General features: G+C 63.0%; 18 protein-coding genes. 4 read left to right on the top strand and 14 right to left on the bottom strand.

Annotated elements, in window-relative coordinates; all coding sequences use genetic code 11:
- Positions 1-209 precede the first annotated feature (209 nt).
- Complete coding sequence (locus DOM32_RS17375; protein WP_071231661.1) at positions 210-944, top strand: glycosyltransferase; 735 nt, start codon at positions 210-212, stop codon at positions 942-944.
- Between the two features lie 18 nt (positions 945-962).
- Here the strand turns inward: DOM32_RS17375 and DOM32_RS17370 are convergent, their stop codons facing one another.
- The 5 genes from DOM32_RS17370 to DOM32_RS17350 form a co-directional block, all read right to left on the bottom strand.
- On the bottom strand, positions 963-1,466 hold the full coding sequence (locus DOM32_RS17370; RefSeq protein ID WP_208625412.1) for a DUF3465 domain-containing protein: 504 nt from the start codon (positions 1,464-1,466) through the stop codon (positions 963-965).
- A gap of 303 nt (positions 1,467-1,769) precedes the next feature.
- Positions 1,770-2,114 carry a protealysin inhibitor emfourin gene (locus DOM32_RS17365; protein ID WP_110636989.1) on the bottom strand — a complete coding sequence of 115 codons (345 nt, stop codon included), beginning with the start codon at positions 2,112-2,114 and terminating at the stop codon, positions 1,770-1,772.
- A complete protein-coding gene (locus DOM32_RS17360; RefSeq protein ID WP_071231658.1) occupies positions 2,111-3,163 on the bottom strand; it encodes a M4 family metallopeptidase in 1,053 nt (350 codons plus the stop codon). Before DOM32_RS17360 ends, DOM32_RS17365 begins: the two co-directional genes overlap by 4 nt.
- A gap of 70 nt (positions 3,164-3,233) precedes the next feature.
- Positions 3,234-4,076 (bottom strand): alpha/beta hydrolase, encoded by an 843-nt coding sequence (locus DOM32_RS17355; protein WP_157957117.1) that lies wholly within the window; start codon positions 4,074-4,076, stop codon positions 3,234-3,236.
- A gap of 82 nt (positions 4,077-4,158) precedes the next feature.
- The gene (locus DOM32_RS17350; protein ID WP_110636983.1) at positions 4,159-6,306 is read right to left on the bottom strand and encodes a TonB-dependent siderophore receptor; all 2,148 of its coding nucleotides are present in this window, start codon (positions 6,304-6,306) and stop codon (positions 4,159-4,161) included.
- 161 nt (positions 6,307-6,467) lie between these two features.
- Here DOM32_RS17350 and DOM32_RS17340 point away from each other — a divergent pair, with 161 nt between their 5' ends.
- Positions 6,468-7,427: a helix-turn-helix transcriptional regulator gene (locus DOM32_RS17340; protein WP_157957116.1), complete on the top strand. Its 960-nt coding sequence runs from the start codon at positions 6,468-6,470 to the stop codon at positions 7,425-7,427.
- A gap of 28 nt (positions 7,428-7,455) precedes the next feature.
- On the opposite strand, the gene DOM32_RS17335 is transcribed toward DOM32_RS17340, so the two are convergent.
- The 6 genes from DOM32_RS17335 to pgi all read right to left on the bottom strand — a co-directional run bounded on the left by DOM32_RS17335 (position 7,456) and on the right by pgi (position 17,749).
- Entirely contained in the window at positions 7,456-9,198 is a 1,743-nt protein-coding gene (locus DOM32_RS17335) for an HD domain-containing phosphohydrolase (protein ID WP_110636974.1), read from the bottom strand.
- A 235-nt stretch (positions 9,199-9,433) separates the two neighbouring features.
- On the bottom strand, positions 9,434-10,645 hold the full coding sequence (serB, locus tag DOM32_RS17330) for a phosphoserine phosphatase SerB (protein ID WP_110636971.1): 1,212 nt from the start codon (positions 10,643-10,645) through the stop codon (positions 9,434-9,436).
- Between the two features lie 137 nt (positions 10,646-10,782).
- Positions 10,783-13,035, bottom strand: a complete 2,253-nt coding sequence (gene parC / locus DOM32_RS17325; protein WP_110636968.1) for a DNA topoisomerase IV subunit A — start codon at positions 13,033-13,035, stop codon at positions 10,783-10,785.
- 221 nt (positions 13,036-13,256) lie between these two features.
- Positions 13,257-15,137 (bottom strand): DNA topoisomerase IV subunit B, encoded by a 1,881-nt coding sequence (parE, locus tag DOM32_RS17320; protein ID WP_110636965.1) that lies wholly within the window; start codon positions 15,135-15,137, stop codon positions 13,257-13,259.
- A gap of 254 nt (positions 15,138-15,391) precedes the next feature.
- On the bottom strand, positions 15,392-16,039 hold the full coding sequence (locus DOM32_RS17315) for a YqiA/YcfP family alpha/beta fold hydrolase (RefSeq protein WP_110636962.1): 648 nt from the start codon (positions 16,037-16,039) through the stop codon (positions 15,392-15,394).
- Positions 16,040-16,099: 60 nt separating this feature from the next.
- Positions 16,100-17,749, bottom strand: a complete 1,650-nt coding sequence (gene pgi / locus DOM32_RS17310) for a glucose-6-phosphate isomerase (protein WP_071231648.1) — start codon at positions 17,747-17,749, stop codon at positions 16,100-16,102.
- 119 nt (positions 17,750-17,868) lie between these two features.
- Here pgi and cmoA point away from each other — a divergent pair, with 119 nt between their 5' ends.
- Entirely contained in the window at positions 17,869-18,666 is a 798-nt protein-coding gene (cmoA, locus tag DOM32_RS17305; RefSeq protein WP_071231647.1) for a carboxy-S-adenosyl-L-methionine synthase CmoA, read from the top strand.
- The gene (gene cmoB, locus DOM32_RS17300; RefSeq protein ID WP_110636959.1) at positions 18,659-19,672 is read left to right on the top strand and encodes a tRNA 5-methoxyuridine(34)/uridine 5-oxyacetic acid(34) synthase CmoB; all 1,014 of its coding nucleotides are present in this window, start codon (positions 18,659-18,661) and stop codon (positions 19,670-19,672) included. Before cmoA ends, cmoB begins: the two co-directional genes overlap by 8 nt.
- 192 nt (positions 19,673-19,864) lie before the next feature.
- Here cmoB and epsC read toward each other — a convergent pair whose 3' ends face one another.
- The 3 genes from epsC to cysN all read right to left on the bottom strand — a co-directional run bounded on the left by epsC (position 19,865) and on the right by cysN (position 23,095).
- Positions 19,865-20,776, bottom strand: coding sequence for a serine O-acetyltransferase EpsC (epsC, locus tag DOM32_RS17295; protein ID WP_110636956.1), 912 nt, complete (start codon positions 20,774-20,776; stop codon positions 19,865-19,867).
- A 158-nt stretch (positions 20,777-20,934) separates the two neighbouring features.
- Entirely contained in the window at positions 20,935-21,411 is a 477-nt protein-coding gene (locus DOM32_RS17290) for a 20S proteasome subunit A/B (RefSeq protein WP_071231644.1), read from the bottom strand.
- Between the two features lie 244 nt (positions 21,412-21,655).
- Positions 21,656-23,095, bottom strand: a complete 1,440-nt coding sequence (gene cysN, locus DOM32_RS17285; RefSeq protein ID WP_110636953.1) for a sulfate adenylyltransferase subunit CysN — start codon at positions 23,093-23,095, stop codon at positions 21,656-21,658.
- Positions 23,096-23,246: the final 151 nt, after the last annotated feature.

Genomic DNA, 23,246 nt, shown 5'->3' with positions numbered 1-23,246 from the left:
TCAAAACGTTGCCCTATCAATACAATGGCACCGCCGGATTGGTTCCCGCCCTGCTGACATGACATTGTCGCGTGCCAGCCGGACAATTCGAAACATAAGTGACCGCTAACACTGCAGATCACTAAGCCGGTGTTAAGAATAGGCTGTCATAGTGACGCCTCCGACGGGACGAGCAAAGTCGACGCTTTGAAAACCAACGGGATTTCATCATGCTCGAACTACCCAAGTTATCACTTGTCATCACTGTCCACGATGCCTCTCATGCGGTCGGTCAGGTCGTGGCCGAGGCATCCAGTGCACTTCGCCACGCTGCCGGCCTGGAATTCATCGTCATCGACGACGCCACCTCCGAAAACGACGAGGATGCGCTGTCACAACTGGCGGCCAGCGATAGCCGGATTCGGCTCTATCGCCAGGCCACGGCCATCGGCGCCGACGCGGCGCTATGGCAAGCCGGCAGGCTTGCCATGGGGGAATGGATCGCGACGCTCGACGCCCAGGGGCGAGACGATCCTCATGACATTCCCGAGATGCTCAGCGAAGCCCGGCATCAAGGCTTGACGCTGGTCGAGGGCATTCCGCTCGACCCGCGCTGCCGCTGGAGAAGGTCGCTCTTTCGCGCATGCCGGAGCCTGGGCATCGAACTCGCGGACAGCGAACGGGCCGGCCTGCGACTGATTCGTCGCGACGTGCTGATCGCATTGCCGTCCGTCGACCGGCTGCACCGCTTTCTCCCTCTGCTGATTCGGCGAAGCGGTGGCCACATCGGCAGTTACCGCGTCAATCTGCGCCACGGGACACAAGCTGCCCGCTTCTCGCTCTGGCATTTTCCCGCCAATCTCGCGGGGCACGCCCGAGACTGGCTGGGCATGTGGTGGCTATCGCGACGCTGGCACGCCCAGCGAATTACGGGGAAACGCCGGGTTCGCGGCTACGCCCGCTGAGGCGTCATCGGCGCCCGGTCACCGATAACGGCGCCCCTGATGCTCCAGCCAGCCGCCGAGTTCGGTGCCGTCGGGATCGTGGTGGGTCCAGTGAATGACGCCACCTTGGGCATTCCACACGTATTCGCCGCGAAAGCGTAGGTGATCGCCCACTTCGATCCGTTCGACGCGCGGCGCAACATCGATATTGTGAGCAATCAGCAGCGTCTGGCCGGTATCCAGCGTGACGATGACCCGCTGGTGGCGACTGCCTTCCCGATCATCCGCCAGCACCCGCACGATCCGCCCTGACGCCTCGATCCAGAATCCTTCCCGATGCGTGTCGAAGGCACGCTGAAGCGTCGCTTCGGCGCTGGCCTGCGTTCCGGCACCCGGCAAAAGATCAACGCCGGACCGAGACGAGGGCTCGCTTGCGCCTCCCCCGCCCCCAACCAGTTGACTGGCAAGTGCCGCGATGACGATGGCGACCAGCAACCCCGCCAGCATCGGCCGACGTCGCGCCTTGATGGATCTTCGTCGCATCTTTCTACCGTGAAGTCGCAATGGGTTCAGCCGAGTCTCGACGACAGGCTGCAAGATAACACAGGGAAACGGGTCCGTTGACCCGTACGAGGAAGAGGGCCATCGACCGAACGTCGATCGAAAAGCCGCGGTATCGCGTAAACCGAATGCGCAGGACAGCTGAAAAACGGACAAAAAGAAGCCGGACCCAATTCAGGCCCGGCCTACGCTGTGCGCCCATCCTGGGCTACTAGGTCAGAGTTCGATATCCCGATAGAGTTCCACGAAAACGTAAAAAAACTCGGCCCGACGATGGCTGGCCGGTTAGTCGTCACTCTCATCGAGCCCCTGGGCGCCTCGTTTCCAGAGCACGATCAATGACCTGGGTGCGGCGCTCTCCTCCAGCTCCCACTCCTTTTCGGCTCGACCCGAGGGCATTGTCAGCGTCACCCGGAAGGATCGTCTGTCGGCGCCGGCTGCTGGCAAGTCGCCACGGCGATGATCGAGTTCCTCGAGCACCGTCTGGAGTCTCAGCCGCTGGCGCTCGGTCAGCTCCCGGCAGTCGATACGCCGCGGAGCGGACAAGCCGGGCGTGACCACGAAGCCGCCCTCCCGAGTGACCAGCAGCACGCTGGTCGGCTCGAGCTCGAGGCCCGCGCTGTCGCTCATGAGAGAACACCTACCTCGACCCAGGCCCGATTGACGACCTGCATGACTTCGCTGTCGTTGCCGAAGCGCTTCGCCGCACAGTCGACCGTGAGCTGGGCGAACTGGGCGAAATTGCCATCGCGTTGCAGGCGCGAATCGGTGAGCGCGTCGAACCAGACCGGGCCCGCCTTCTCCCAGGCAAAACCACCCAGCCCCGTCGCCGCGAGAAAAAAGGCGCGGTTGGGGATCCCGGAATTGATATGCACGCCGCCGTTGTCCGAGGACGTGCGCACGAAGTCGTCCATGTGGCCCGGCTGGGGATCCTTGCCGAGTACAGGGTCATCGTAGGCGCTGCCCGGATTGGCCATCGAGCGCAGCGCGAGACCGTTGACGCGATCGGTGAGCAGCCCTTCCCCGATCAGCCAGTCGGCTTCTTCCACGCTCTGCTCGAAGTGATGCTGCTTGACCATGGCACCGAAAACGTCCGCCAGAGACTCGTTAAGCGCCCCCGACTGATCGGCGTAGACGAGACCGGCCTCGCGCTCGATGACGCCATGGGTCAATTCATGGGCGACGACATCGAGCGCGGCAGTGAAACGGTTGAACAGCTCGCCGTCGCCGTCACCGAACACCATCTGGGCGCCGTTCCAGAAGGCGTTGTCGTAGTCTTCGCCGTAGTGCACCGTTCCCAGCAAGGCCATGCCCTCGCCATCGATGGAGTCGCGCTCGAAGACCTGCCAGTAAAAAAGGTAGGTGGCACCCAGCCACCGGTAGGCTTCGTCGACGGCGGCGTCGCCGCTATCCGGCTCGCCCTCCTGACGAACCAGGTCACCGGGTAGCGTCTGCTGATTGCCTGCCGAATAGATATAGCGCGCGACCTCGCCGGGCCGGCTGCCATCCGCGGGTCGCGCCGCCGGCGGTGCCGCATTGCGCAGCCGAAATTGCGCATCGGCCTGCAGGGTCATGCGCGCGCACTGCTGTAGCCGCGCATTGCCATGCGACATGATGCGTTCGAGAACATGGGGCGGCATGAAGCCCGCGAAAGACTTGGAACCGTCCAATCCAGCCATGCGATCACCTCCTGTGCGTCAGAGCTTGGCACTCACAGTGTGGTTCAATCTTTCCCATGTGGCCGCTGCGTCACTGTTCCTTTTTGTCAAGAAACGCCCATACCGCCTGCATCGCGGGCCACATGACGTTGCCATGGCTGGCACCCTCGAACGAGCGATGGTCGATGACCCAATCGGCGTGCCCGGTTTGCAGCCACTGCGCAAAGCAGACCACGTTGTCGCACATTGCCGGCACGGACGTGGATGGCGTATCAGTGGCTTCTGCAAATGCCGGCCTCTGTCCCCGCTCCTGATCGCCCGCGCCCAGCAGCACCCGCGTCTTTCCGCTGGCTCCTGCCGAAGGCAGCGCGTACAGGAATCCGTCTCCCCACCATAGCGATGGGCTAATGGCGAGGTAATCGCTGAACAGCCGGGGGCGGGTCAGCGCGGTGTATAACGCGAACAAGCCACCGTAGGAGTGGCCGAGCAGCGCACGGCGGGAGGCATCGACCTCGAACCGCTCGGCGACCTGCGGCAACAGCTGATTCTGGAGAAAATCCTGGAAACGATCCGCGCCGCCGACGGGGCGGCCACGCGAGTCGACCGCCAGCATGCTCGATACCGCCGGCGTATAGTCTTCACTACGCGCTTCGCTGTCGAAACGACGGGTATCGGAGTAACCGATTCCCACGATCAGCCAGGGACTGGTGCCGCCATCGGGGCCGCGCAGCGTCAGGCTGTCACGCCCCACCACTGCCAGCGGAAAGCGCGCATTGCCATCGAGGACATAAAGTACCGGATAGCCACTGGCCGGTGGCGGCGAATCCGGTATCGAGACCTGAATCAGATAGTCGCGCCCGGTGGACTCGCCATGGAGCACCCATTGCTGCGTATCAGGCAGCATCACGGGCTGCGTCGCGGGATCGGTGGTCATGGTCGGCTCCTCAGCGACGGCAGCGGGCATGATGAAAACGGCCGCCCATGACAGGCAGCCGAAGAGCCAGAGACGTAATGCATCAGAAGTCATAACGCAGTGACGCGACGACATTGGCCGGTTCGCCGATCAGGTTGAAGGTACCCACGCTACCGACGCGATAGTAGTAGTCGCGGTCGAAAATGTTGTTGAAGTTGAGTTGGCCCGATAGATGAGAGCTGAAGTCGTAACCCACCATGGCGTCGACGATTGCGTAACCGGGCGCGTTGATCCGCGGAGCGTTGCTGAGCGTATGGAAATCGCTCATTGCGGTAACCCCGCCCCCTACGTGCCAGCCATCCAACGGGCCCGGAGCGAAAGCATACTGGGTCCAGAGATTGACCGTATTGTGCGGCATCAAGTCGAATGTCGCTTCGGTATCGCCACGCTCGACTTCGGTATCCAGATAAGTGTAACCCGCAATGATATCCCACTGAGGCGTGAGGGCGCCGGTCACCTCGAACTCTGCGCCTTGAATACGACGTTTCCCAATATCCGCTGAGTAATCCTCATTCACGACGCTCGCTGCATAGTTGTCGTCGTAAAGACGGAACGCACTAATACGAGCATTGAGATTGCCGCCGAAGTAGGCCCCTTTGATACCGACCTCGTACTGTTCTCCCTCGCGCGGTTTGAGCAGGTCACCGCTTGCGTTGTACTCGGTTTGCGGTTTGAACACCTGCGAGTAGCTCGCATAAAGCGCGTGGTAGCTATCGAGATCGAATACCGCACCGGCATAACCGGTGAACCTGCCGTCGTCGTCCCGTGTGTAACGCTCGCCGCTGAGATGGTCGCTGAGTCCGACGCGGTAACGGCTGACTCGCCCGCCGACAATCAACGCAAGGGGCTGAACCGGACGGAACGTCAGCTTGCCATAGAGTCCGTACTCTTCCAGCGTCTGACGTGTGTCGGCGCTCAGATAGTCGTCGAGAATATCGACGTAGGCGATGTCATTGAAATCGGCAAGCGTGGTATTGCCAAGCTTTGCCCGCGCCGAGGCGTTGTCGGTTTCGAAACGTTTATAGTCCGTTCCCACCACGAACTCGCTGACGTTACCCATGGCTTCGAACGGCTGGCTGTAGCTGGCATCCATGGACAATGCTTGCTGATCGATGTCGGCTGCGGTGCCAGCGATGCCGAGACTCCCGTCATCGAGCGCGCTGCCGCCGAAGGCATAGTTATAGGAAGCGTTGCGATCCGAGTAACGTGCCGCGAACCGTCCGTATCCCCCATTGGCGAAACGATGCGTCAACTCGGCAAACCAGTCATTGCTTTGCATGGTGAAATCGTTCCAGTCCGCGCCGACGAAAGCGGATCGGGTGAAATCGAGCAGATTACCGTTGGCATCGGTCGGCAGACCGTTGTTTGGCACCAGGTCCCGATGCTGACGCAGGAATGCCAGCGATAGCGTCGTGGCGTCATCGAGATCGGCGTCGATCGCCCCGTAGAACGTCTGATGCTGATTTTCGTTATGGTCGGCAAAGCCGTTGCTGTCACTATCCGCCACCACCAGGCGTCCCCGCACCCGCCCGTCGCTGGTAATCGGACCGCTCAAATCGCTTTCGAGATAGCGCTGGTCCCAACTGCCCTGTTCCGAAATGCTATGGCGACCGGTGACATGGCCCTGAAAATCGTAGGTCGGACGCTTGCGAACCAGATTGACGATGCCGCCCATCTCGCTGGTGCTGTTGAACAACCCCGATGGCCCGCGCATGATCTCGACGCGATCGAACGCCGCCAAATCCGGTACCGTGCCGTTGATACTTTGCATCGGTGCCGGCAGACCATCGATATTGGCCTCGTCGTATTCGTAGCCACGCGCGTAGATCGAAGAACGGCCATCATCGTTACTCAGAACTCGCATTCCCGGGGTACGCCGTGCCAATTGATCGAGCGTATCGAGGTTGCGATCCTCGATGGCATCCCGCGTCACCACGCTGATCGACTGGGGTATGTCCCGCAGCGCGGCGGGCGTCTTGGTGCCCACCGTCGCTGCATCCACCGCATATCCGCCGGTCGTTTCGGACGGCAGCATCTCGTAGAGGCGGTTGCCTTTGACGGTCAAGGTTTCGAGTGATGTATCCCCGACCGACCGGGGTTCCTGGGCCTGTGAAGCGGCCCAAGGCGCGGAGAGGCTCAGGCCAACGGCGACCGGCACGCAGTAGCGAAAGCGCTGGGGATGGCGAATCATGGTGTCGTTCCTTGCTCCCACGCCCGTAACTCTTTATCGGAAACCGGACGTTCATGATAATGAGAATGAGTTGCAAATGAGGTTGGCGACACGCATTATTCCAGAAGATTCTCTACCTCACCTGTGGGAAACCTCCAATTACCTTTGCCTGACAGCCAATCGTGATCTCTTCTCATTTCACCCTCCCGCCTCGCCCAGAAGCGCTTGGGCATGACGCACTGAGGCACCACGCTATCCATCTCGGACGCGACTATCGTATCGACAGCGTACCGGGGGAGCCGCTGCTCGACGGCAATTTTGGCGTGGATGTGATCGAAGAGGGATTGGTGCTGCGCCATGCCGCGATCCGCAATCGCCATCGCATGAGCAATCATGCAGAAATGATGCCTGGCTTGAAGCTGATCCTGTTCATGGCCGGTACGGTCGACGTGCGCTTCGACGGCCGCCCAATGCCACTCGCCTCGGAACGGCCGACGGCCCTACTGGTCCATCTGCGGGAAGCCGCAACGTTCGAGCGCCACGCTCTGGCCGGTACCCACGAATTCAGTTTAACGCTGACCTTGTCGCCAGCCTGGCTTCAGACATCGTCGGAAACGGCACGTCTGCTCGATGACCTGCCACACCTGGGGCTACGCCAATGGCAACCTAGCGCCGGCTTGTTGACGCTGGCTCGCACCCAGCTTTCGACTCCTCGCGCCGCTGACGATTTTTCCACTCGCCTGCGACGTGAAGGGTTGGCGCTGACCATGGCCGGCGAAGGCTTGGCACCGCTGTTGCGGACATCGGACAGAGACAGCAGGGAAACCCGCCAGCAACGGCGACTGTGGGATTTCATCGAAGGCGGGAGTGGCGATACCAAGACCCTCACGGAGATCGCCGGACATCTAAACATGAGCGTGAGCACACTGCAGCGGCTCAGCCAGCAGCGTTATGGAATGCCGTTGCAGCGTCACCTGCGTCAGCGGCGTCTGGACGCGGCAAACCGGGCTCTACAGGATAGCCATGTCAGCGTCAGCGAGGCCGCCGAACTCGCCGGCTACAACGATGCTACCAACTTCGCCACCGCGTTCCGCCGCACCTTCGGCATCACACCCCGTCAGGCACGGGAACGCCAGCGTTAGCGCTCGCCGGCGAATCGGAAAGGAAAAATCAGGCCGTTCCTGGCGAGGCGCTGCCACTCCGCGACAAGCCATAATCGCCGGGCTTGGCCACGCCTTCCAGCCGACCGAGCTGATCGAGATCGTGTCGTCCCAGTACCAGATCGAGACGACGCTGCCGGCTATTGGCATTGAGCACCATATGGACCTGCGAGGGCCGCCCTTTGGCATCCAGACGTTGAACCCAGGCCAGGGCGCCGCTGGAATATCGCACCAGCGAGCCTACTGGCGTGATGCCGAAGAGACGCACATAGCGTTGTGCCCAGACACTGTCGAAGAGCGCGGCGTTCCCCAGCACATGGCGATAAGCATTGACCAGGGGCCAGGCGTCGCGGTCCGCGCGCGGGCGCGTCAGCGCATCGATGACATCGACCACTGCCACCATCCGACCCAGATCATCGATCGCCTCGGCGCGCAGCCCGCGAGGATAGCCGCTGCCGTCGAGCCGTTCGTTGATCTGTTCGACCACCGACGTGGCGACATCCGTCGAAAGCCAGCGACAATCGGCCAGCCGCTCGCTGATCAGTTGGACATGCCCCGGCAATAGCGCCCGCTGGGCGTCGCTCAACGGGACGCGGCTCTCGAGCAGCGTGGCAGGCAACGACGCCTTGCCGAGATCGTGGATCAGGGCGCTGGCCGCGATCGCCTTGAGGGTACTGTCGTCGTAGCCCTGCCGGCGCGCCAGATCGACGGCACGAACCGCGACCGCCAGCGCATGCTGGACCTGGACCGGTTCGTTCTCGAGATATCCCAGCGCATAGAGCAGCGATTCCCGACTTTGCGCGCCAAGCGACAGCAGCGTGTCCGCATGTCGGGACAGCAAAGATGAGGCAATCAGGCCACCATTCTGAAGCTGCAGGCTCTGCGCGTTCAGATAGTCGGCGATCTTCCGCAGTCGCCGGACGACCGTATTGTCAGCGCCCGCGACTGGCGCCGGGGCGGTCAGGATCGACTTGACCGGTTGCGGCCGGCGTCCCTGCGGCAGCAGGAACAGCGAAGAAGGCTCGAGCGGCTTGTCGCTGATCGAAGCCTTGCGTGCACCCTCGCGTTCGATTTCCTTGACGCAGTGCCAGAGTTGCCGCTCGCTGTCGATCGGCAATTCATCGAACTCGCAGCCGATCAGCGCCATCGTCCAGTCGTCATCGGTGCGTACATGACGGATATGCCCCTTGAGCTTGAGACGCTGCCGATTGGGGAAGCGTAGCTCGAGAGCCTCGATCGGCTGGCCGGGCGTCAGCGCCACGGCATCCACCAGACGCATGGCGAGAAGGCATCCGCCCAGCGAGAGATTGCGGATTTCGGTATCGATGACAGGTCCATCCGCCGTCAGGGTGAGATGCGTCTCGACGCCCATCTCGGCCCGCAGCGGGGCGCGAAAGGTACCGCGCCGGTGAATGGTGCTGATGTATTCGGGGTAGGTGCAGCGAAACTGTATCCGCTGCGCATCTTCCAGGGGCTCGATCACCGTGAGCGGCGCGGTGCGAACCAGCGCTCCGCTGACATGACCGATGAGATGAAACTCATCCCCCCGGGCAAGAGGCTTTTCCAGCGCCGGCACCGCTGACACATCGACGACCAGCGCCTGGCCGATGACGATGTCATCCAGCAATACCGGCCAGGAAGTGCTACCGGCCGTGTCGAACGCCAGATTGGCGCCACCTTGAAGGCATAGTGGCTCGAGCCACTCCCCTATGGCTTTAGCTTGGTGGATATCCGTGGAGGCAGAGTCGGGCATGAGATTTCGATAAGGCGTGGTCGATGACAAACGGCGAATGACAAAGCGCTGATGACAAAAGGCTCGATGACGAAGAGCCGATGGTAAAGCAATCAGGCATGGCCGCGTCACGGCCGGTGAGCGAGCAGTGTAACTTTTCGTTATTGTCCGAACAAAATAATTTGATCTCCATCAACCCGAACTCCCGAGGAAACCCGGGAGCTCGCTCGTTCGGCGTGCCGGCCATGGCCCCTGCTCAATCTTCCGCCAAGGCCGTCAGATCGGATTCCGAATACCCCAGCAGATACAAAAGCCCATCGAGACCGGAGGAGGACACCGACTGCTGCGCCTGTTGACGCACCAGCGGCTTGGCATGGTACGCCACGCCCATGCCGGCGGCCGCCAGCATCTTGAGATCGTTGGCACCGTCGCCAACCGCCACGGTCTGGGCCAGATCCCAGCCTTCCCGTTCGGCGATCTGCCTGAGCATCATCGCCTTGCGGTCGGCGTCGACGATCGGCTCCTGGACTTCGCCGGTGACCTTGCCGTCGCGGATGACCAGCTCGTTGGCATGAATCTCGTCGAAACCCAGCCGTTCCTGCAGATAACGGGCGAAATAGGTAAAGCCCCCGGAGAGAATCGCGGTCCGATAACCCAGGCGCTTGAGATAGCGCATCAATCGCTCCAACCCCGGCATCAGCGGTAACGATTCGGCAATTTCCGCCAGCACCGACTCGTCCAGGCCTTCCAGCTTGCGCATGCGCTCGCGAAAGCTCTGCTGGAAGTCGAGTTCGCCCCGCATGGCACGCTCGGTTATCGCGGCCACCTCGTCATACACGCCATGGCGCCGCGCCAGTTCGTCGATGACTTCCGCCTGGATCAGCGTCGAATCCATGTCGAAGCAGACCAGCCGGCGGTGCCGTCGCCACAGATTCGCCGGCTGCAGCGCGACGTCGACGCCGAAGCGCTCGCTCAGCGCCAGGATCTTCTCGCGCAGGGACGCGGAATCGGCTACCGCGCCGCTGAGTCGCCACTCGAGGCAGGCACCGGTTAGCGAGTCGGCCGTGTCGAGCTGGCAGCCGGCCGACAGCCGCTTTACCCGCTCGACGACCAGACCCTGCTCGGCCGTCAGCGCGCCGACTTCCGCCATCACTTCCGCAGAGAGCGTCGGTGCCATCAAGGTCAGTACCCAGCGGGCGTCCTTGGCGACATCCCTCCACAGCGCCTCGCTTTCAGAGGACACCTTCTCGACACGGCAATCCAGCCCGAACACGTCGCCAGCCGACGGCAGCAAGGCCTCGAGATCCTCGGCAGTCTCGACCAGCGCCTCCAGCGTCACTTCGCCGAAGGCGACATGCTGGTTCAGATCCAGCAGACGGCAATGGGCGCTGACCAGCGCCGTACCCAGTGCAGCCGTCTGGCCGGGCCGTGCGGGCCCAGTGGCTCGCACCACGAAACGTTGTGACATCTTTTCCCCACGTGGCGCCAAGCTGCGCCCTCTCTTTATCGATGAATCCGACGACCTGTCAGGAATAGCGCCCGTGACCGGCTATCACTATCCTTCGGTCGTCGCTGTCTTGAACATCCGACAGCGTCGGATGTCGTTCAGGACTCGACTTCGAGCCGGTCGACCTTCTGGAATCCACGCGCCAGCTTGCTGCCGCGACGGCCACGCTCGCCGGTATAGTATTCGAGATCCGCCGTCTTCAGCGTCTGCTTGCGCTTGCCGGCGTGGACGATCAACGACGCTCCTTCCGGCAGCAGCACCAGGTCGCGCACGAACTCCTCTCGTCTCGCGGCCTTGGCCCCCGGGATGTCGATCATCTTGTTGCCCTTGCCTTTTGCCATCTCCGGCAATTGCGACAGCGCGAAGACCAGCAGGCGCCCTTCGTTGGAAACGGCCGCCACCCGCACGCCGTCGCCCTCCGGGATCGCCTTGGGCGGCATCACGTTGCATCCCTTGGGCACCGAAAGCACCGATTTGCCGGCCTTGTTCTTGCCGAGAAGATCCTCGACCCTGGCCACGAAACCATAGCCGCCGTCGGACGCCTGCAGATAGCGCGCGCTGGGGATATCCAGCATCAGCCCGACCATGCTGGAGCCGGCCGGCGGGTTGATCCGCCCGGTCACCGGCTCGCCCTGGCCGCGCGCCGAGGGCAGGTTGTGGGCCGTCATCGTGTAGGCCCGACCGCTGTCGTCGAGCAGCACCAGCGGCTGGTTGGTCTTCCCTCGTGCCGCCAGGTGGAAGCTGTCGCCCGCCTTGTAGGAGAGCCCGGCAGGGTCGATATCATGGCCTCGCGCCGCGCGAATCCAGCCTTTCTCGGACAGCACCACGGTCACCGGATCGGCGCCCACCAGCTCGACCTCGGAAAGCGCCCTGGCTTCGGCACGCTCCACCAATGGCGAGCGGCGAGCATCGCCGTAGGCCTCGGCCGCTTCCCGCAGCTCCTTCTCGACCAGATCGGTCATCGCCGCCTCGGAGCTCAGCAGCTTCTGGAGCTGCTTGCGTTCCGCTTCCAGCTCGTCCTGCTCGCCGCGAATCTTCATCTCCTCGAGCTTGGCGAGGTGACGCAGACGCAGCTCGAGAATCGCTTCGGCCTGACGCTCGGTGATGCCGAATGCGTTCATCAGCGCCGGCTTGGGTTCATCCTCCTCGCGGATGATGCGGATCACCTCGTCGATGTTGAGATAGGCGACCAGCAGACCTTCGAGCAGGTGCAGACGATCCTCGACCTTGCCGAGACGGTGCTCCAGGCGTCGGCGCACGGTGGCGCGGCGGAACGTCAGCCATTCGCCGAGCATGTCGTTGAGCGGCATGACCCGCGGCCGGCCGTCGAGCGCGATCACGTTGAGATTGACGCGAACGTTCTTCTCGAGGTCGGTGGTGGCGAACAGGTGCGCCATCAGCCCCTCGACATCGATACGGTTGGAGCGCGGCTCGATCACCAGGCGCGTCGGCGTCTCGTGGGTCGACTCGTCGCGCAGATCCGCCACCATCGGCAATTTCTTGGCCTGCATCTGGGCGGCGATCTGCTCGAGTACCTTGGCCCCGCTGACCTGATACGGCACCGCGGTGATCACGATGTTGCCATCCTCGCGCTCGTAGCGCGCACGCAGCTTGACCGAACCGCGGCCGGACTCGTAGAGCTTGCGCAGATCGGCCGCCGGCGAAATGATCTCGGCATCCGTCGGGAAATCCGGCGCCGGCAGATGCTGCATCAGATCCGCGACGCTGGCCTGCGGATGACGCAGCAGATGGCAGGTCGCCTCGACCACCTCCACCACGTTGTGCGGCGGGATATCGGTCGCCATGCCGACGGCGATGCCCGTGCCGCCGTTGAGCAGCACGTGAGGAAGCCGCGACGGCAGCACCGCCGGTTCGTTCATGGTGCCGTCGAAGTTGGGTGTCCAGTCGACCGTGCCCTGCCCCAGCTCCGCCAGCAGCGTCTCGGAGAAACGCGACAGGCGGGCTTCGGTGTAGCGCATGGCGGCGAACGACTTGGGATCGTCCGGGCTGCCCCAGTTGCCCTGGCCGTCGACCAGCGGATAGCGATAGCTGAACGACTGCGCCATCAGCACCATCGCCTCGTAGCAGGCGCTGTCGCCGTGGGGATGGAACTTGCCCAGCACGTCGCCGACGGTACGCGCCGACTTCTTGTACTTGGCGTTGGCGTTCAGTGACAGCTCGCGCATGGCATAGACGATGCGCCGCTGAACCGGCTTCATGCCGTCGCCGATATGCGGCAACGCCCGGTCGAGAATCACGTACATCGAATAATCGAGATACGCCTTCTCGGTGTACTCCTTGAGCGAAAGGCGTTCGACGTCGCCTTCCGCTACCTGAATATCCATGGTCATACGATTTTGACCTTGTTCACGATTGTGGAATCGTTGAGGGCAGCGCCCTCGTTAAACCTTTGAGCCGCCACGAGCTACGGGCCGCGAGCTACGAGCGGGCCGAGTCAGCTGGCGGACTTCACTTTCGAGTCAGCAACTTGTTAACGGTGACCATCGCCAGTTCGCAATCCCTTCTTTAGCTCGTAGCTCGTAGCTCGTAGCTCGTAGCTCGTAGCTCGTGGCTAGACTTCTATCTCGGCCATGTTGCCGTAGTCTTCCAGCCAGCTCTTTCTATCGCTCGCCCGCTTGCGCGCCAGCAGCATGTCCATCATCTCCAGCGTGCCGTCGTCGAGCTCGCGAGTGAGCTGGACCAGCCGTCGGGTGTCCACGGCCATGGTGGTCTCGCGCAGCTGCAGCGGGCTCATCTCGCCCAGGCCCTTGAAGCGCTGGACGTTGGGCGTGCCGCGCTTGCCTTCGAGGCGCTTGAGCGTCGCGGCCTTCTCGCTCTCGTCGAGGGCGTAGAAGACCTCCTTGCCCAGGTCGATGCGATAAAGCGGCGGCATGGCGACGAAGACGTGGCCAGCATCGACCAGCGCCGGGAAGTGGCGCACGAACAGCGCACACAGCAGCGTGGCGATGTGCAGCCCGTCGGAGTCGGCGTCGGCGAGAATGCAGACCTTGTGGTAGCGCAGCTTGGAAAGATCGTCGCTGCCCGGATCGAGACCGATCGCCACGGCGATATCGTGCACTTCCTGCGAGCTGTAGATATCGGCGGATTCGACTTCCCAGGTGTTGAGGATCTTGCCGCGCAGCGGCAGGATCGCCTGGGTTTCGCGGTTTCTTGCCTGCTTGGCACTGCCGCCGGCGGAGTCCCCCTCGACCAGGAACAGTTCGCTCGACACCGGATCCTGGCCGGAGCAGTCGGCCAGCTTGCCGGGCAGCGCCGGCCCAGAGGTGACCTTCTTGCGCGCGACCTTCTTGGCGCTCTTCTGGCGCCGCTGGGCGGCGCTGATCACCAGTTCGGCCAGCTGTTCGGCCTGGTCGACATGGTGGTTGAGCCACAGCGAGAAGGCGTCCTTGACCACGCCGGAGACGAAGCCCGCTACCGTGCGTGACGACAGCCGCTCCTTGGTCTGCCCGGCGAATTGCGGGTCGAGCATCTTGATCGAGAGCACGAACGATACCTTCTCCCACAGATCCTCCGGCGACAGCTTGACGCCACGCGGCAGCAGGCTGCGGTATTCGCAGAACTCGCGTACCGCTTCGAGCAGGCCGCTGCGGAAGCCGTTGACGTGGGTACCGCCGAGCGGCGTGGGAATCAGGTTGACATAGGATTCCAGGACCGGCTCGCCGCCTTCCGGCAGCCACTGAATGGCCCAGTCGACGCCCTGCTCCTCGTCCTCGAAGTGGCCGGTGAACGGCGATGCCGGCAGCACGTCGAAACCGTCGACTGCCTGGGCCAGATAGTCCCGCAGGCCGTCTTCGTACTGCCAGACGCTCTCGGCGCCATCGGTTTCCTTGAGCACCACCTTGAGGCCGGGGCAGAGCACCGCCTTGGCGCGCATCAGGTGTTTCAGCTTCGGCAGTGACAGCCTGGGGCTGTCGAAGTATTCCGCCTCCGGCCAGAAACGCACCACCGTTCCCGTGGCACGCTTGGCACAGCTGCCGATGACCGAGAGCTCCTCGGCCTTCTCTCCCTTCTCGAAGGCGATACCGTAGCGATTGCCCTCGCGGCACACCTCGACCTCGAGCCGCGTCGACAGCGCGTTGACCACCGATACGCCGACCCCATGCAGGCCGCCGGAAAAGCGGTAGCTGGACTGGGAGAACTTGCCGCCGGCGTGCAGCCGGGTGAGGATCAGCTCGACCCCGGTCACGCCATGTTCGGGATGCACGTCGATCGGCATGCCCCGGCCGTCGTCGGAAACCTCGATGCCGCCGTCGTCCAACAGAACGACGCGAATCTCGCGAGCGTGCCCTGCCAGGGCCTCATCGACGCTGTTGTCGATGACTTCCTGCACCAGGTGGTTGGGACGGGTGGTGTCGGTGTACATGCCCGGCCGCTTGCGGACCGGATCGAGGCCGGAAAGCACCTCGATGGAACTGGCGCTGTATTGCGTCATGCAGGGTCTCGCCACGTTTGTAAGGTCAAAGTCACAGGGTCAAAGTTGCAGGATCGACGTTGCAGGGTGGAGACCGCTGCGTCATCGATTCGTCGCGGCACGTCTGGCGCGAGCCATGGCTGGCGCTAGCGAGGCGTGATCGCCGGTACGAGCCGAATCGCGACATCGCCACCCCATGCAGGCTGGCGACGATGATACACCCTACTGGTCAAATCTACAGTACCGCGTGGCCGCCCGATGCTGACGCGAGGCTCTCAGGACAGCACGAGGGATCTCGGCACGTGCCAGCCGCCGTGAGCGAAGAGCGCCGGCAGATACTCGGGCAGCACACCGAAACTGTGGTCGCCACCGGGGTGAATCAGGGCGCGACTGCCGGCATAGGCGCGCAGCGCCTCACGGCAATCCAGCGTCTCGTCGGCGCTGCCGAGCAGCAGAAGATAGCGCGAGGGATGCACGATGCGTTCCCACTGCAGGGCGGTCAATTGATCGAAATAACTATTGTCGATCGTGAACTGCTCGCCGGAGGCGTCGTTGAGCAACGTCTGCCCCAGGTAATCGGCCACGAAGCGGGCGGGCCGTACCGCCGGATTGATCAGTACGGCCCGCAGCCCGTAGCGCTCCGCCAGCAGCGTGGCCAGGAAGCCGCCCATGGAACTGCCGACCAGCAGCGTATCTTCATGGCCCAGCGACTCGAGTGCCGCTTCGGCCTGCTGCCAGGCCAGGTCCGGCCGGTACGACAAATCCGGGGTCAGACACGCGAACGGGCGACCCTCGTGTCGGGCCAGCGTCTCGCAGGCCGCCTTGACCAGCCGGGCCTTGGGCGAAGCGCTGCTGCTGTTGAAGCCATGCAGGTACAGCAGCGCCCTGGCCGGCCTTGCTACCGAAAGCGACTCGCTCGACATGGCTCCCTCACCTGGCTCGCTGGACATCCGAGACCTCGCCGCTTTCGCGACACCCGCCGATCACCGGGACTCCTGCCCCTTCCAGATCGCCTTGATCAGCCCGCGGCTGGAGTCGTCGAGCGTCTCCAGACCGTTCTGCGTGGCGATGATCTCTTCGGTCTCGGTAGCGATCTTCTTGCCCAGCTCGACGCCCCACTGGTCGAACGAGTCGATGTCCCAGATCACGCCCTGCACGAACACCTTGTGCTCGTAGAGCGCGATCAGGGCACCCAGCGTGGCCGGGTTGAGGCTGTCGAACATCAGCGTGGAAGAGGGCTGGTTGCCGCGGTAACGCTTGTAGCTGGGCGGCGTGCTCTCGGACTTCACCGCGTCGTCGCCGAGCATCAGCACGCGGGACTGAGCGAAGCAGTTGGCCAGCGCCAGCCGGTGCTGGGCCATCAGGTCGTCACGGAAGCGTTCGTCCTCGACGTCGTTGTAGCGGTTGACCGGCGCGATGAAGTCGCACGCCACCGGCTGCGTGCCCTGGTGCAGCAACTGGTAGAACGCGTGCTGGCCGTTGGGGCCGATCTCGCCCCAGATCACCGGGCAGGTGGAATAGTCGACCACTTCGTCATTATTGGTGACGGACTTGCCGTTGGATTCCATCTCGAGCTGCTGGAAGTACCCTGGCAGGTGCTTGAGGCGCCCATCGTACGGCAGCACCGCGTGGGAGCGGATATCGAGGAAGTTGACGTTCCAGATGCCGATCAGCGCCAGCTGGACCGGTAGATTGTCCTTCAGCTCGGCGGTACGGAAGTGCTCGTCCATGGCGTGGGCACCCGCCAGCAGCTGACGGAAGTTGTCCATGCCGACACGAATGGCAATGGGCAGCCCGATGGCGCTCCACAGCGAGTAGCGACCGCCGACCCAGTCCCAGAACAGCAGCTGGTTGGCCGGATCGATGCCCCATTCGGTCATCTTGTCGGGCTTGGTGGAAACGCCGACGAAGTGGAAGCGCTTGATCAGCGCTTCGTCACCGCCCAGGCGCGTGGCGATCCAGTCCAGCGCAGTGGAGGCGTTCGACAGCGTATCGATGGTGCCGAAGGACTTCGACGACAGGATGAACAGCGTGGTTTCGGGGTTGAGCCAGCTCAGGAAGTCGGCCAGCTGCGAGCCGTCCATGGTCGACGCGAAGTGGGTCGATACCTCGAAGACATCATCGGGCTCGAAATCGGTCAGTGCGGACGTGACCATCAACGGCCCCAGGTCCGAACCGCCGACGCCGAGATTGACCACATCGGTGATCGGCTTGCCGGTCGCGCCGCGCCACTGGCCGTTCAGCAGCTTGTTGACCAGCGTTTCCATCTTGTCGAGAGTGGCATGCACTTCGCCGACCACATCGACGCCTTCGACCTCGAGCCTGGCATCCCGCGGCAGACGCAATGCAGTATGCAGCGCCGGGCGGTCCTCGGTGTGATTGACCCGCTCACCCGAGAGCAGGCGTTGCACCGCCTCGGGCACGCCGGCTTCCCGCGCCAGCGAGAGCAACTGCTCCCGGACTTCCGTCGTCCAGCGCTGCTTGGACAGATCCATCTGGATGCCGGCGGCTTCCAGATAGAACGTCTCGAAGCGCGGCGACTGCTGGAACAGGGTCTTCAGATGAACCTCCCGCATTCCCCCTTCGAGCTGCTGCTCGAGCGCTTTCCATGCCTGGGTCTCACGAATCGACATCTAATGCTCTCCTTGTCACGTGCAGCGAAGAGGCGCAAAACGTACACTATGGCCGCGGCGGGCGTACTGCAGGTGTTCCGCTCGCTTCACGCTCTCCCAATTAAGAATATCTTCCGGCAATGATTGACGCATCTTACCGTGACGCCATCTTTTCGACACCCCTTGATCGTGTGGCGAGCTTCTCGTTCGACGAGCAGGTCGTGGCGTGCTTCCCGGACATGGTCCGGCGTTCGATTCCCGGCTATGGCCAGATTCTCGGCATGCTCGGCGTCATCGCCGAACGCCACCTGCGTCATGGCGCCCATGTCTACGATCTGGGCTGCTCGCTGGGCGCGGTCGGGCTGGCGCTGGCCGGGCGACTGCCTGCCGACGCCTTCGAGCTGACCGGCGTCGACCTCTCTCCGACGATGATCGCCCGGGCCCGCGAAACCGCCGCCGCCGAAAGCCCGGATCATCGGATCCAGTTCATCGAGGGCGATATCCGCCATCTGGACTATCGGCCCAGCGGCATGGTCGTGCTCAACTTCACATTGCAGTTTTTGCCGCCGGCGGACCGCGATGCGGTGATCGCCAGGCTGTTCGCGGCACTGGAGCCCGGCGGCATTCTGGTGCTGTCGGAGAAGATCGTCGCGGAAGACGAGCAGGAGAACGCCTGGCTGGTGGAGCGCTATCACGACTTCAAGCGGGCCAACGGCTACAGCGACATGGAGATCAGCCAGAAGCGCACCGCGCTGGAAAACGTGCTGGTGCCGGATACGCTGGCGGCGCATCACGAACGGTTGACCCAGGCCGGCTTCTCGCGCGTCACGACCTGGTTCCAGTATCTCAACTTCGCCTCCTTGGTCGCTTTCAAGGACAAGGCTGCGTTCAAGGACAAGGCGACATCCCAAGAGAAGGCCGCGTTCGAGGATGTCTGACGTCGCTATCGATACGCTCAAGGACGCCGAACGCCGGCTCTATCTCGCCTTCCTCGAACACGGCCTGACCCGCTGGCTGGCGCTGCTTCCGGAACAGCTGGCGCGCGGGCTCGATCGGCGCCGCCATGGCGATCTGCCCGCCTGGGAAAAGGCAGTGGCCAAACTGCCGGCGCTGCCGACAGCGCGCCAGGTGGACCTGCAGGCCGACAGCATCACGGTGGAGCTCGAACTGAGCGACGCCGAGCGGCGGCGCTGCGAGAATCTGCTGAAGATTTTGATGCCGTGGCGCAAGGGGCCTTATCGTCTCGGCGACATCGATATCGACACCGAGTGGCGCTCGGACTGGAAATGGCAGCGGGTCGCGCCGCATCTTTCCCCGCTCGCCGGCCGCCGGATTCTGGATGTCGGCGGTGGCAACGGCTATCACGCCTGGCGCATGGCCGGCGCCGGTGCCGCGTTCGTGCTGGTGATCGACCCCTCGCCGCGCTTCTACTATCAGTTCCATGCCGTACGTCACTTCGTGGGCGATGCCGATGGCGAGCGCACCCACTTTCTGCCGGTCGGCATCGAAGACGTTCCGGCGAAGCTCGCCGCCTTCGATACCGTGTTTTCGATGGGCGTGCTCTACCATCGCCCTTCACCGCTGGATCACCTGCTGCAGCTGAAGGATGCGCTGGTGCCCGGCGGCGAGCTGGTGCTGGAGACGCTGGTGATCGAGGGTGACGAGCGCACCGTGTTCATGCCCGGCGAACGCTATGCCAGCATGCCCAACGTCTACTTCCTGCCCTCGTCAAGCGCCCTCGCGCACTGGCTCGAGCGCTGCGGCTTCGAAGCCATTCGCTGTGTCGACGAAACGGCCACCACGCTCGACGAACAGCGCTCGACCGACTGGATGCAATTTCATTCGCTGGCCGATTTCCTCGACCCCGAGGATCGCAGCCTGACCATCGAGGGCTACCCCGCGCCGCGTCGGGCGACGCTGATCGCCCGCAAGCCGAAGCGATAAACGCAGCGCTGCCGGAGTTCGGCCTACCAGAACGACATCGGCTGGCATTGCGATGCCGGCCGATGTCTGCGCAACAAGATTGGGAAAAGATTGACGCTAGCGGGCGTTGCGCTGGACGAGATTTGGACTAGACCCGATTTGGACTAGGCCTGGTTTGAACTAGACCTGGTTTAGACTAGAGACGACGGCGCCTCACGGGCACGGCCCGCTCTGGATATTGGCCTGGGTGATGTTGCTCTGGGCAGGTACGCTACAGGTCAGCCAGACGTTACCGCCGATCACCGAGCCCTGCCCCACCGTGATGCGCCCCAGAATCGTCGCGCCTGCGTAGATGACCACGTCGTCCTCGACGATCGGGTGACGCGGCAGCCCTTTTTCGAGATGCCCTTTCTCGTCGGCCGGGAAGCGTTTGGCGCCGAGCGTGACCGCCTGGTAGAGCCGTACCCGGTTGCCGATGATCGCGGTTTCGCCGATGACCACACCGGTACCGTGATCGATGAAGAAGCCTTCGCCGATCTGGGCGCCGGGATGAATGTCGATGCCGGTATCGGAATGCGCCAGCTCGGCGATGATGCGAGCCACCAGCCCGGCGCCCGCCTGATAGAAATAGTGAGCGATGCGGTGGTAGATCACGGCGTGGACGCCGGGATAGCAGAGCAGGACTTCATCGACGCTGCGCGCCGCCGGATCGCCATAATAGGCGGCCATCACATCGCCATCGAGACGCCGGCGCAGGCTGGGCAGGTCATCCGCGAAGTCCTGGATGATCTGCGTTGCCGCCGCCTGGTGCTCGGAGGCCTTGTCGCCGTTGAGCCGTGCCATGTAGCGCAACTCGAGCAGCACTTCCTCGTGCAGCGCATTGAGCGCACGATCCAGCGTGTGGCCAACGTAGAAGTCCTCGCTCTCCTTGCGCAGATCCGAAGGCCCCAGGCGCATCGGAAAGATGGCCCCGCTCAGGAGTTCCAGCGTTTCCCGAATGCGATGTCGTGACGGCAACTCACGACAGCCCTTCTCTCTCTCCCGGCCATTCTGAGCGCGCCACTGCTCACGAGTCGCGCGCAGTTGGGTAACGATACCGTCGAGCTGCCAGTTGACGTGTTGCATGCCGATCATCCTTTGGAAACGAGACGCACGTTTTCGAATGCGAACCCCGTTCCCGACATCGAGGTCGCGAACGGGGTCCAACGTGCCATCCGTCAATGATAAGCTCCAAGGAAGAAATAGCCATAGCGCAGCGAATCGGCACGCATACCGTCGCAGCGTCAGGCCACGCTCGTCTCCGCTTCCTTCATCACGTCATCGAACGTGACGGGAGCCTGCGTTCGGGGCGTTACCGCCTGGACCTCGCCGCCGGTATCGTGATCGCGCGTGGCCGCATATTCCACGGCAGCGACCGCATCCTTGCCGTGATCGATAGCCGCCAGCGCCCATTTCCACCCGGTACCATAGGCGATGGGGCCCGTGACGGGCATGCGCACCAGACGGTCGAACATCTCGAACACGCCATCGGGCCCCACGATGATCATTTCGATCCGCGTGACATGGGGTTTGGCATGTCTGGGGGAGCCGGCATTGAGCCACTCCATTACTTCCCACCAGCCCTGTTGTTCACCGGCGAATGCCACCCATTCGCCGTTGTCGAGTCGAAAGAGCTTTTGCGCATGGTTGTATGTCGATCCATTGACACTGATCAGCGAATCCGTCGCCAATGTCGTTCCATCCCATACGATCGTGGTCATATCTACCTCGGTCTGTGGCTCCGGCCAAGCGTCGGGCTACCCGCGGCGAGCATCCAGGCACGACAGTCACGTTCTCCTCCCGGCCGGTTGGGAGCGAGAAGCGGTCAACTGATAGAGAGCATCATCCGTTTGCAAACTGCGCGGTTATCCCATGAATCCAGGGTTTGCAGAGTGCGGACATGAAAACGCCACTCCCGGGAGTGGCGTGAACGCATTCCGTTACATCAAGATACATCAAAGAACACTAATTTTGAAATAGCTGTTTTACATCCTTCGCTTCCCAGTGCGGAAAGTGCTTGCGGATCAGTGCATTGAATTCGATTTCGAACGCCTGCCAGTCGACTTCACCTCCAGTCGACCCGCCTTCCGCCGCGCCGCGAATCAGGCCCGCGCCGACCGTGATGTTGGTCAGCCGGTCGATTACCACGAAACTGCCGGTGCCGGGGCTCTTGCGATAGTCATCCAGCGGCACGCTGGCGGTCAGCTCGACCCGGCAGCGGCCGATGGCGTTGAGCGGCAAGCTGGCGGCCTCGTGATGCTCGAGCGTATTGACGTCGATCTGATAGTCGATCGCCGCGACCTTGCCGGCGATTTCCTGCGTACCGATCTTGAAATCATAGAGCCGGCCCGGCTCGAGAGCGGCATCATGCATCCAGACGATGTCGGCTTCCAGCGCGTCGGACTGCGCGACCTCCGCATCCGCCGCCACCAGCCAGTCCCCCCGGGAGATATCGATCTCGTCGCGCAGGGTCACAGTGATCGCCTGGCCGGGATAGGCTTCTTCCAGGTCGCCATCGAAGGTGACGATACGATCGATGACGGAACGCTTGCCCGACGGTAGCGCCTTGACTGCCTGACCGGGACGCAGGATCCCCGCCTCGAGCGTGCCGCAGTAGCCGCGGAAATCGAGATTGGGCCGATTGACGTACTGGACCGGCAGGCGCAGGTCGGAAAGGTTGCTGTCGTGGGCGATCTCGACGCTTTCGAGCAGTTCGAGCATCGCAGGCCCCGGCGCGCCGTCGACCCGATACCACGGCATGTGCTCGCTGCGATTGACGACGTTGTCACCGTCGAGTGCCGACATCGGCACGAAGCGGATGTCGGTCGCGTCGAGCTTCTCGGCGAACTCGCGATAGTCGGCGACGATCTCGTCGAAGCGCGCCTGCGAATACTCGACCAGGTCCATCTTGTTGACCGCGATCACCAGGTGCTTGATTCCCAGCAGATCGGCGATGAAGCTGTGCCGCCGGGTCTGTACCTGCACGCCATAGCGCGCGTCGATCAGGATCACCGCCAGACTCGCGGTCGACGCACCCGTAGCCATGTTGCGGGTGTACTGCTCATGGCCCGGCGTATCGGCGATGATGAACTTGCGCTTGTCGGTGGAGAAGAACCGGTAGGCGACATCGATGGTGATGCCCTGCTCCCGCTCGGACTGCAAGCCATCGACCAGCAGCGCCAGATCGACCTTGTCGCCGGTAGTCCCGCTGGTCTTGGAAGCCTGGGTGATCGCCGCCAACTGATCTTCGTAGATCATCTTGGAGTCGTGCAGCAACCGGCCGATCAGGGTCGACTTGCCGTCGTCGACGCTGCCGCAGGTGATGAAGCGCAGCAGGTCTTTCTGCTCGTGCTCTTTGAGGTACTGGCCGATATTGTCGGCGATCAGCGTGGATTGGTGGGACACGGTTCTTTCTCCCTCATGAGTGGAGAACACGAGCGCTGCGAGCCACGAGTTTCGGGCTACGAGCAGGCTGTGCACTCTGCATGTTCAGTGGTCAGGTTATGGGCGAGCCGCGAAAATCAGGATTTGATCACGCCGAAAGTTCGCAATCCCT

The organism is Salinicola salarius, from assembly GCF_003206135.1.
Taxonomy (GTDB): domain Bacteria; phylum Pseudomonadota; class Gammaproteobacteria; order Pseudomonadales; family Halomonadaceae; genus Salinicola; species Salinicola salarius.
The sequence above is the reverse complement of the archived record's forward strand: the minus strand, read 5'-3'. Positions and strand labels throughout refer to the sequence as shown.